The sequence below is a fragment of the Nonomuraea lactucae genome, assembly GCF_003313395.1.
GTDB classification, from domain to species: Bacteria; Actinomycetota; Actinomycetes; order Streptosporangiales; family Streptosporangiaceae; genus Nonomuraea; species Nonomuraea lactucae.
This window is the reverse complement of the sequence record NZ_QNFZ01000945.1, coordinates 1-9535: the sequence shown is the minus strand read 5'-3', so window position 1 is coordinate 9535 and position 9535 is coordinate 1. Positions and strand designations below refer to the sequence as shown.

General features: G+C 71.9%; 12 protein-coding genes. 6 read left to right on the top strand and 6 right to left on the bottom strand.

Annotation, left to right across the window (positions count from 1 at the left end):
- A partial coding sequence (locus DQW85_RS33025) for a hypothetical protein (protein ID WP_205315593.1) occupies window positions 1-284 on the top strand: 284 nt, incomplete at its 5' end.
- 106 nt (window positions 285-390) lie between these two features.
- Here DQW85_RS33025 and DQW85_RS33020 read toward each other — a convergent pair.
- The 5 genes from DQW85_RS33020 to DQW85_RS33000 all read right to left on the bottom strand — a co-directional run bounded on the left by DQW85_RS33020 (window position 391) and on the right by DQW85_RS33000 (window position 4038).
- The gene (locus DQW85_RS33020; protein ID WP_113703694.1) at window positions 391-1158 is read right to left on the bottom strand and encodes a metal ABC transporter solute-binding protein, Zn/Mn family; all 768 of its coding nucleotides are present in this window, start codon (window positions 1156-1158) and stop codon (window positions 391-393) included.
- A complete protein-coding gene (locus tag DQW85_RS33015; RefSeq protein WP_240197577.1) occupies window positions 1159-1989 on the bottom strand; it encodes a metal ABC transporter permease in 831 nt (276 codons plus the stop codon).
- Entirely contained in the window at window positions 1986-2618 is a 633-nt protein-coding gene (locus tag DQW85_RS33010) for a metal ABC transporter ATP-binding protein (RefSeq protein WP_240197576.1), read from the bottom strand. The genes DQW85_RS33015 and DQW85_RS33010 overlap by 4 nt, the downstream gene beginning before the upstream one ends.
- Before the next feature lie 78 nt (window positions 2619-2696).
- Window positions 2697-3320, bottom strand: coding sequence for a hypothetical protein (locus tag DQW85_RS33005; RefSeq protein WP_162795566.1), 624 nt, complete (start codon window positions 3318-3320; stop codon window positions 2697-2699).
- A gap of 163 nt (window positions 3321-3483) precedes the next feature.
- Entirely contained in the window at window positions 3484-4038 is a 555-nt protein-coding gene (locus tag DQW85_RS33000) for an MFS transporter (RefSeq protein WP_162795565.1), read from the bottom strand.
- A gap of 259 nt (window positions 4039-4297) precedes the next feature.
- On the opposite strand from DQW85_RS33000, the gene DQW85_RS32995 reads away from it, so the two are divergent.
- From DQW85_RS32995 to DQW85_RS32975, 5 genes are read left to right on the top strand one after another with little or no spacing between them, the layout of a single operon-like run.
- Window positions 4298-4816, top strand: coding sequence for a DJ-1/PfpI family protein (locus tag DQW85_RS32995; RefSeq protein WP_113703691.1), 519 nt, complete (start codon window positions 4298-4300; stop codon window positions 4814-4816).
- Window positions 4817-4845: 29 nt separating this feature from the next.
- A complete protein-coding gene (locus tag DQW85_RS32990; protein WP_162795564.1) occupies window positions 4846-5832 on the top strand; it encodes an ABC transporter substrate-binding protein in 987 nt (328 codons plus the stop codon).
- Complete coding sequence (locus DQW85_RS32985) at window positions 5829-6893, top strand: FecCD family ABC transporter permease (protein WP_113703689.1); 1065 nt, start codon at window positions 5829-5831, stop codon at window positions 6891-6893. The genes DQW85_RS32990 and DQW85_RS32985 overlap by 4 nt, the downstream gene beginning before the upstream one ends.
- Window positions 6890-7720: an ABC transporter ATP-binding protein gene (locus DQW85_RS32980; protein ID WP_113703688.1), complete on the top strand. Its 831-nt coding sequence runs from the start codon at window positions 6890-6892 to the stop codon at window positions 7718-7720. The genes DQW85_RS32985 and DQW85_RS32980 overlap by 4 nt, the downstream gene beginning before the upstream one ends.
- Complete coding sequence (locus tag DQW85_RS32975) at window positions 7717-8541, top strand: GlxA family transcriptional regulator (RefSeq protein WP_338043432.1); 825 nt, start codon at window positions 7717-7719, stop codon at window positions 8539-8541. The genes DQW85_RS32980 and DQW85_RS32975 overlap by 4 nt, the downstream gene beginning before the upstream one ends.
- Window positions 8542-8865: 324 nt before the next feature.
- Here DQW85_RS32975 and DQW85_RS32970 read toward each other — a convergent pair.
- Window positions 8866-9535: sulfate/molybdate ABC transporter ATP-binding protein (locus DQW85_RS32970; protein WP_113703686.1), on the bottom strand; the 670-nt coding region annotated here is incomplete at its 5' end.

Genomic DNA, 9535 nt, shown 5'->3' with positions numbered 1-9535 from the left:
GGCCGGACGGCCCGCCGGACACCTCCGCCGCCGCGATCGAGGTGGTCGCCGCGCTGAAGCTGGCCGCGCTGGCCGACCGGCGCGAGGCCGGAGCGCTGCGCGATCGGGCGGCCCTCGTCCTCGGAGTTCTGCTGGAGGAACATGTGCGCCACGGACGGCTGCTCGACGGCTGTTACGACCTGGATCGCGATGTCGCCACGCGCCATGAACTGGTGTGGGGTGATTTCTTCCTGGCGACGGGCCTGGCGATGCTCATCGGCGCGATCGATCCGTTCGCCTGCTGAAGAGTGGGCTCTCCTCGCGTGGGACGGGCCGCCGACGATGAGGACGGGTGTGTTCACGTGAACCTCCAGAAGGGCGGGCGACCGGCACCGGCCGCCCGCCGGACGGTCAGGCGAAAGCGGCGATGAGGGCGTCGGCGTTGGCCCCGTACATCTGGATCAGGTCCAAGCCCTCGCCGGGGAAGTTGTTGATCACAACGCGCTTGGCGCCCACGCTGGCCAGCGCGTCGCCGCCTGGCATGGCCGAGTTGTCCAGGATCAGTGCGGGCTTCTTGGCCGCCAGTTCGGCGACCTGCCCGGCGGTGGGCGGCTGCGGGCCGTAGACCCCGGCGGGCTGGGCGCCCGCCAGGTCGGCGGCCCAGGCCACGAACGCCTGGGTGACGATCACCGGCTTGGCGTCCTTGGCGGCGCTGGTGACCTTCTGCTTGAGCGCGGCGTACGCGGTGTCGAAGGTCGCCGTCCACTTCGCCGCCGCGTCCGCGGTGCCGAACTCCCCGCCCAGCCGCCGCACCTCCGCCTTGACCTTGTCGGGGGCGTTGTCCAGGGCGACCTCGACCAGCCTCGCCTTGGAGCCCGCGGCCTCCTTGAGCTTGCCGGCGAACCCTTCGAAGGGGGCGTAGAGCACGACGTCGGCCTCGGCCACCTTGGCCAGGTCGGAGGGCTTGGGGTCGTAGTCGGCCGCGTGCTGCACGCCGGGTGGCACGATCACGGAGATGTCGGTGGCGCCGGCGGCCTTGGCGAAGGCCGCCTCCCAGGTCGAGGCGGCGACCACCTTGAGGCCGTCGGACTTGGGGGCCGCCGTGCCGGTGGGGCTCCCACAGGCAGTGGCGATCAGCCCGGCGACGACCGCGAGGCAGATCCTGGTGAAGGTCCTCATCTAGTGGGTGTCCTTTCTGGTGAGCAGGGAGGAGGAAGGGATGGCGTGAAGGAGAAGCGTGCAGAGCCCGCCGACCACGACGAGCGTCGGGCCGGGCGGGAAGTCGAAGAGCAGAGCCAGCAGGAATCCGCCGAGGTTGAAGGCGAGACCGAAGATCACCGACCAGCGGATCATCGCTGGAAGCGAGCGGCCGACCCGGCGCGCGGCCAGCGCGGGCAGCAGCGTGAGCGCGTCGACCAGGAGGGCTCCGGTCAGCCGGATCGCCGAGGCGATGGCGACGGCGACCACCACCAGCAGGACGAGGGTGAGCCGTTCCACCGCCACCCCCGAGCAGAGCGCCAGTTCCCGATCATGGAGCAGCAGTGCCAGGTCACGGCGGCGCAGCCGGTACAGCACGGGGACGAGCACCGCCAGGACGGCCAGCACGATCACGTCCCGGGGGTGGGTGGCGAGGATGGACCCCCACAACAGCTCGAACGCGCCGTTGGCGTTCACCCCCGAGATCGACAGCACCAGCAGGGCGGCGGCGATGGCCAGCGTCATCAGCAGCCCCATCGCGCCGGACAGTCCGGTGTCGCTGCGCGCCATCGGCGTGAGCGCCCCGCCGGTCAGGCCGCAGAGCACCAGCGCGCACAGCAGCGGATCGAGGCCGGTCAGCAGGCCGATCGCGATGCCCAGCAGCGCGACGTGCATCATGGCGAAGCGGACAGGCATGATGTCCAGCCCGACGACGAACACCCCGACGATCGGCAGGCTGACCGAGCCCAGCACTAAGGCCACCAGCGCCAACCGCACCGCGGGCAGCTCCATCAGCGCACCGAGGGAGTTCACCGGGTCTCCCGCAGCCGCCCGGCGGCCATCTCGGCCACCCGCCCGCAGACGTCCACGACCGCCCGGTCATGGGTGACCACCACCACGCTCACCGGCAGCGCGGCCAGCACCGCCGCGACCTGCTCCTGCCCGGCGAAGTCCAGGGCGGCGGTGGGCTCGTCGGCCAGCACCATTCCCGCGCCGGCCGCCACCTGGCCGAGCGCCCGGGCCAGATAGGCCCGCTGGAGCTGGCCACCGGACAGCTGGCCCAGCGGCCGGTCCAGGAGCCCGCCCACGCCGAGTCCCTCGGCGGCGTCGACGGCCTGCTCCGTGTGGCCGCTGCTGGCCAGCAACTCCCGCACCAGTAAGGGAAAGCGTCCGGCCGCCTGCCGCTGCGGGATCCAGGCCACCTCCCCGCGCCGGCGCGTCCAGTCGGCCGGGCCGCGCGCCCGCACCCCCGCGACCTCGATCAGCCCGCTCGTCTGGCGGTGCAGGCCCAGGATCGCGCGGAGCAACGTGCTCTTTCCCGATCCGTTGGTGCCGGTGACGGCCAGATGCTCGCCGGCGGCGAGGTCCAGATCCACCCGGTCCACGGCGGTGACCGTGCCGTGACGGCACGTGACCCCCAGCATGCGCAGCGAAACGGACACAGGACACTCCTTCGGAAAATGGCGTGCGCGAATGCCGAGCGGACCCGGTCCGCCCGGTGAGAGAGCGAGGTGCAGGATCTAGTGGCGCGGCGGGGCGCGCCCGCAAACGGAATGTTCGAGGAGGGCGGACCGCACAACCCCAGGGGCGCGGCTCGGGCGTGGGTGGGCCGGCCTCGGGACGACCGGCCCGTCGAAGACCACGATCAGGGCGTACCGGGCCGCGAGCCGCCGCAGCACCGCCCACAGGACCGCCTCGCCGCGCGAAAGCCAGAGCGCGGTCAGCACCACGGCGACGGCGTGGACCGCGAGCATGCCCAGATCCGCGACCATGCCCGGATCTGCGAGCATGCCCAGATCCGCGGGCATGCCCGGATCAGGGACGAAGCCCGAGTGCGCGTGCCCGCCCATGTCCGCCATCGGCGCCGGCAGGTGAACAGTGGAGAAGAGCGCGTGCATGGCGACCTGCACGGCCGCCAGCAGGGGCAGGATCAGGCCCATGCCTCTCTCGCGCCCGGTCACGGGCAGCGCGGCCAGGAAGGCGACCGCCAGCCCGAACAGCATGGTCCGGCCGGTGACCGACCCACCGCCGGCCACGTGCGCGCTCGCCCCCAACCCCGTACCGACCACGGAGAAGGCGACGGCGCGCGCCAGGCGGAAGGCCCCGCCCGCGCTCATGTGCCGCCGACGTCGTGTCTGCGGCATGCGGGCAGCCACCCGCCGCTGGGCGTCGCAGCCGCCGCGCTTCTGACTAATCGCGGCAATCGTGCCATCTCGAACTCCAGACGAGATCCCGGAACAGGCCCGGGAACAACCGGAACGGCGCTGCCGAGGACATGGAGCGCCGGGTCACCGGATCGCGCCGGCTTCAACCGGCGTGACGTCGTGCTGGAGGTCCGCGGAGCTGGACGGTAGTCGTGAGCTCCCACGGAGCGCACGACACGGATTCGCCGACCGGGACGGTCCGCCGTACCGGAGTCGGGATAGTGACGGGATCGGCCAGAAGCCAGCGCGACCTCGCGAGCGGCGCCGCACCCCACAGGCGCAGCAGGAGCCAGAACGCGCTCTCACCCCGGTGCAGCCACCACCCGGTCAACCAGGCCACCGTCAGATGGACCAGCACCATGCCGACGCTGGTATGGCTGTGACGGGCTGACAGGTCGTCGCCAGGGCCCGCCAGGGCGAACAGCTCGTGCAGGACGGCCTGGGCCCCGATCGTGGCGGCGAGCACGGCCCCGCGGCTGCGCTCGCTGCCGTTGAGCCCATAGGCCAGCGCGAAGGCCGCCCCGGCACCGGCGAACACGACGCCCGGCGCGACCGCGGCACCTCCGGCGTAAAAGTGTCCACCTGCGGAGACCACGACGCACACCACCGTGAAGACGGCGGCTCGGACTATGCGCAGAACCGGGTCGCTTGGGGACACAGCCGTCATCATCGCACGAAGCCCCGGCCGGAAACCCCGTATCCGGCCATCCGCCCGGAAAGCCGAGCCCGCCGCGGGCCGGTCGTGCGAACCCGCACGGAAGTTCTCCGGAACCGGTCCGGGTCTGGCACCGACTACTCAAGACAAGCCGGAGTGTGCCCGTCGTCGTGGCCAGGACCTGGCGGATGTTGGCGTGCCGGCCACTTCCTCACCTGGTGACGCCTCGCGAACATGGGGACTCCCGATTCTTGGAGGATGCATGCGAGTCGACATCGTCGTCTTCGACGGCGTGGACGACCTCGACGTGGTGGGCCCCTTTGAGGTGCTGGGCATGGCCCGGCGCGCCGGCCTGGGTGTCACGGTGCGGTTGGTGTCGCTCGAGGGTCCGCGCACCGTGACCAGCCAGGGCGGGCTGCCCCTGCCCGCCGCTCTGGCGGCCGCCGCCCGGCCGGGCCTGGTGTTCGCGTCGGTGTGCACCGGCGCGCTGCTGCTGGCCGCGGCCGGGCTGTTGACCGGCCGAGCCTCCACCACGCACCATCGCGCGGTCGCCGAGCTGGTGGCGGCCGGTGGCAGCCACGTGGACGCGCGGGTGGTCGACGACGGCGACCTGGTGACGGCCGGCGGCATCACCTGCGGGCTGGACCTTGCGTTGTGGCTCGTCGAGCGTCATCTCGGCGCGGACGCGGCCGGGATGCTGCAGCGCGTCCTGGAGTACGAACGCCGGGAACCGCTGTGGCGTACCGGCCACGAGGTGTCACTTCACGGAGCAGACCGATGAGGCGGCTCATGCTGTGCGTCCTAACGGCCTTGCCTCTGACGACGGGCTGCGGCGACACACGACCAGCGGCCCCGTCAGCAGCCGCCGGCGGACCGGTCGTGGTCAAGGACTGCGACGGCAAGGAGATCACCTTCGCCCGGGTGCCGGAAAGGGTGGTGACGCTCGACGGGTACGCCGCCCAGGCACTGGCCCGGCTCGGGCTGACCGGCAAGATCGTCGGCACCGGGTATCCCGCTCCCTTCACGGTGGACGCATCCCCGTACGAGGAGGAGCTGTCCAAGATCCCGGTGCTGGCCGAGCGGGTGCCGGTGACCGAGGTCGTCGCGGCGCAGCGGCCTGACCTGGTGCTGACAGGCTTCTCCGCGTTCGGCGGCCCACCGGGCAGCCCGAAAGACGCCGACCTGGCCACCGTGAACGCGCAGGGCCTGGCGGCCTGCATGCCAGGCGGTGGAATGACCATGAACGGCGGGCCCTCCGGCCGCGCCCCACTGACCGACCTCATGCCCGTGTACGACTACGTGCGCAGGCTCGGTGCCGTGTTCGGCGTCCAGGCCCGCGCCGAGAAGCTGGCCTCCGAACTGCGTGCCCGCCAGGACGCCGTCGCGGCGAGGACCACGGGCGCCAAGCCGCGTGTGATGATCGTGCAGGACAACCCGGTCGCCGGGCAGCCGATCAAGACCTCCGGCAGCGGCACGATCGCTCACGCCCTCCTCACGCTCGCGGGCGGCCAGAACGTCTTCGCCGATGTCACCTCGATGCACGCAGACGTCTCTCCGGAACAGGTGGTCAAGCGGGACCCGCAGGTGATCTGGGTGATCACCGACTACACGTTCGCCAAGGCCAAGGGCCGGCACCTGGTCGACCAGGTCAAGCGCAACCCCCTGCTGACCGGGACCACGGCCGTCAAAGAGGGGAGAGTCATCTCAGCGTCTCAATACCAGGTCTCGTTCCCCAGCCCGTTGAACTTTGAGGCGCTGGAACGGCTCGCCACAGACCTGCGCGAAGGCAACCCATGACCGCCATCGTCCAGAAGCTGCCGCTACGGGCCGTCGCGGTGCCTTACCCGGCTCTGGTCGCTGTGCTGGCGGCGACGCTGGCCGCCTCGGTCGTGATCGCCACCGGGATCGGAGCGGTCGGCGTGCCGGCCGGCGAGGTCGTCGGCATCCTCGCTCATCACCTCACCGGTGGCGGCGACGGCACGGCCACCGCCGAGGTCATCGTCTGGCGTCTTCGCTTCCCGCGGGTGCTGCTTGGCGCGGTCGCCGGTGCCGGGCTCGCGCTGGCCGGTGCCGTCGTGCAGGGCGTGGTCCGCAACCCGGTCGCCGACCCGTACCTGCTCGGCCTGTCCCACGGCGCGTCCGTCGGAGCGGTCCTGGTGTTGACCACAGGATCCGCCGTCGTAGGGGCGCTCACCCTGCCAGTGGCGGCGTTCAGCGGCGCGACCTCCGCGATGGCCATCGTGCTGGCCATCGCCAGCCGGCAAGGCCGGCTGCTGCCGGTACGGCTGATCCTGGTCGGCGTGGCCTTCGGGCACCTGTTCGCGGGAATCACCTCGTTCGTGCTGGCCGGCACCGACAGCTCGGCCGCGCAGCAGCAGATCATCTTCTGGCTCCTCGGCGGCCTGTCCGGCACGAACTGGGCCACCCTGCCTGTCCCCGCGGCCGTCGTGGTCACCGCCACCGCACTGCTGCTGGTACGGGCACGCCGGCTCAACGCCCTGGTTCTCGGTGAGGAGGCGGGCGCCGCGCTCGGCCTCGACACCGGCCGGATGCGCTGGTACCTGCTCCTCCTCGTCACGCTGCTGACCGGCACCGTCGTCGCGGTGTCCGGCGGGATCGGCTTCGTGGGCCTGATCGTGCCGCACCTGGCTCGGATGCTGGTCGGCGCGGATCATCGGCGCATGCTGCCGATCACGGTCCTGCTCGGCGCGGTCTTCCTCCTCTGGGCCGACGTCGCCGCGCGGACGCTGGTCTCTCCCGCCGAACTGCCCATCGGCGTACTCACCGCGTTCCTCGGTGTGCCGTTCTTCCTGCTCGTCATGCGGGCCCGCGGCCTGGCCGGTCAGGAGATGACATGAGACTCGACATCGACTCCGTGTCGATCATGCTCGGCGGCCGAGAGGTGATCGACGACGTGTCCTTGACCGTTCCCTCCGGACGGTTCGCGGCGCTCGTCGGCCCGAACGGCAGCGGCAAGTCCACCCTCCTGCGAGCCGTCTACCGAGCCCACCGCCCGCACGCCGGTACGGTCCGCCTCGACGACCGCGACCTGTGGTCCATACCCACCGCGCACGCGGCCAGGAGCGTCGGCGTGCTCATGCAGGAACAGCACACCGGCTTCGAGTTCACCGTGGCCGAGACGGTGGCCCTGGGCCGCACCCCGCACCTCGGCTTCTTCGACCGGTTCACCCGTACGGACCGGGCCGCGATCGCCGAGGCGCTCGACCGCACCGGCCTCACCCGCTATGCCCGGCGTCGCGTCGGCGAGCTCTCCGGCGGCGAGCGCCAGCGGGTCCTGCTCGCCCGCGCCCTCGCCGGCGAGCCCCGCCTGCTCGTCCTCGACGAGCCCACCAACCACCTGGACGTCCGCCACCAGCTCGACATCCTCGAACTCGTCCGGGACCTGGAGGTCACCGTGCTCGCCGCCCTGCACAGCCTCGACCTGGCCGCCACGTACGCCGACACGGTCGCCGTCCTGCGCGCCGGGCGGCTGGTGGCGCAGGGCCCGGCCGCCGACGTGCTGACGCCGGTCACGATCGGCGAGGTGTTCGAGGTGGACGCAACCGTGTACGGCGACGGCGGTCGGCTTCAGTTCGCCCTCAGGCCCCGCTGCGTGTGCCCGGACCGGCGATGCCACTGGAGCTGCCGACATCGCACTGAGACAGTGTTGACCGATGCCCGCTGATCCGCACGTCGTCGCCGTACGGTGTCGGCTACTACCGTATCGACGCCCCGAACGGCCTGGACGCCGCGGAGGACGCCGACACCATCGTGGTACCGGGCGTCACCACCACGAGCCCCATCCCCGACACGGTCGTCGCCCTGCTGCGGGAGGCCGCGAGCCGCGGGGTACGGATCGTGTCCATCTGCACCGGCGCGTTCGTGCTCGCCGCGGCCGGTCTGCTCTCCGGCCGCCATGTCACCACCCACTGGGCCGCAGCCCGGGAACTCGCCCATCGCCATCCCGACGTCCACGTCGACGCCAGGCCTCTCTATCTCGGCGACGGTCACCTGTTCACCTCGGCGGGGGTCGCCGCCGGTCTCGACCTCTGCCTGCACCTGGTGAACCGCGACTTCGGCGCCGTGGCCGCCGTCGCCGCCTCCCGTGCCACCGTCATGGCAGCCAGCCGCGACGGCGGGCAGGCCCAGTTCATCCCCCAGCCGCCGACCCCCACCGCTGACAGTGGCCTGGCCGCCACTCTCGAATGGCTGCGTGAACACGCGGCCGAACCACTCACCCTCGCCGACATCGCCCGGCACGCCAGCCTCAGCGTGCGCACCCTGTCGCGCCGCTTCCGGGAGCAGACCGGCACGACCCCGCTCGCGTGGCTCTCCCACCAGCGTCTGTTGCTGGCCCGGCACCTGCTGGAGACCACCGACCTGCCCATCCCGACCGTCGCCGACCGCAGTGGGCACGGCTCGGCCGGCGCACTGCGCGCACACTTCGACCGCGAACTGCGCACCAGCCCACACCGCTACCGGGAATCCTTCCGACCGCGCCACTGAGCGGCCGGAGTTGCCGCGAAGGTCATGAACGGATTCCTGTACAGTCCGCGGTCCTTCGACCGGTCGTGCGTCTCGGCGATCACTGTCGCCCCCTTCGACACGCCCTGAAGACCGCTCGTTACGAGGAGAGGCCTGTGGAGCCCACGTCGATCGATCGTCGTACGGACGGCGGAAGGACCGCACCTGGTGGTGCCGGGCGACCGGTGCGGAGGCCGGCACATCAGCCGGATCGCTGAGATCAGGGTGTGCGCCGACGACCGGCTATGGGGATGAGGGCCCGCACGAGCAGCCGGGACGGCTCGGCGTGGCAGATCGCGGCGCGGTTCATGCCGGGTAGGCGTGGGTCTCGGTGGCCTTGACCGACACCCATACTTGCTGGCCGGGGGTCAGGTCGAGGTCGGCCAGGGCCGCGGGAGTGATGTCGGCGAAGGCGGTGATCGGGCCGTCGAGGTGCACGCGGACGTTGTCGCCGTGGCGTTCGATGCCGCCGATGTGGGCCTGCCAGACGTTGCGGGGGCTGCCGTCCGGCCGGGAGCGGTACAGCGCCACGGCCGCGGGCGGGAAGGCCACGAACGCGGATCCCTCCAGGTGTTCGGACGTGCTGAACGACATCTCACCGACCTTGACCCGGCCCCTGTCGGCCACCCCCCGGTACAGGTTGAGCCCGACCAGGCGGGCGACATAGTCGGTACGGGGGCGCCGCGCCACCTCACCCGGCACGCCCTGCTGCACGACGGCGCCGTTCTCGATGACGATCAGGCGGTCGGCCAGCACCATCGCATCCAGCGGGTCATGGGTGACCAGCACGGTCGCGCCGTCGAAGTCGGCCAGGTGGCGGCGCAGCTGGGAGCGGATCTCCAGCCGGGTGTGGGCATCCAGCGCGGCCAGCGGTTCGTCCAGCAGCAGCAGGCGCGGGCGGACGGCCAGCGCGCGGGCCAGCGCGACCCGTTGCGCCTGGCCGCCGGACAACTGCCGGGGCTTGGCGGCGGCGTGG

Excerpts from the sequence above, each read along its gene's own strand:
- DQW85_RS32985 (WP_113703689.1), top strand. The coding sequence starts at position 5,829 with ATGACCGCCATCGTCCAGAAGCTGCCGCTACGGGCCGTCGCGGTGCCT.
- DQW85_RS33020 (WP_113703694.1), bottom strand. The coding sequence starts at position 1,158 with ATGAGGACCTTCACCAGGATCTGCCTCGCGGTCGTCGCCGGGCTGATC.
- DQW85_RS32980 (WP_113703688.1), top strand. The coding sequence starts at position 6,890 with ATGAGACTCGACATCGACTCCGTGTCGATCATGCTCGGCGGCCGAGAG.
- DQW85_RS33005 (WP_162795566.1), bottom strand. The coding sequence starts at position 3,320 with ATGCCGCAGACACGACGTCGGCGGCACATGAGCGCGGGCGGGGCCTTC.
- DQW85_RS32995 (WP_113703691.1), top strand. The coding sequence starts at position 4,298 with ATGCGAGTCGACATCGTCGTCTTCGACGGCGTGGACGACCTCGACGTG.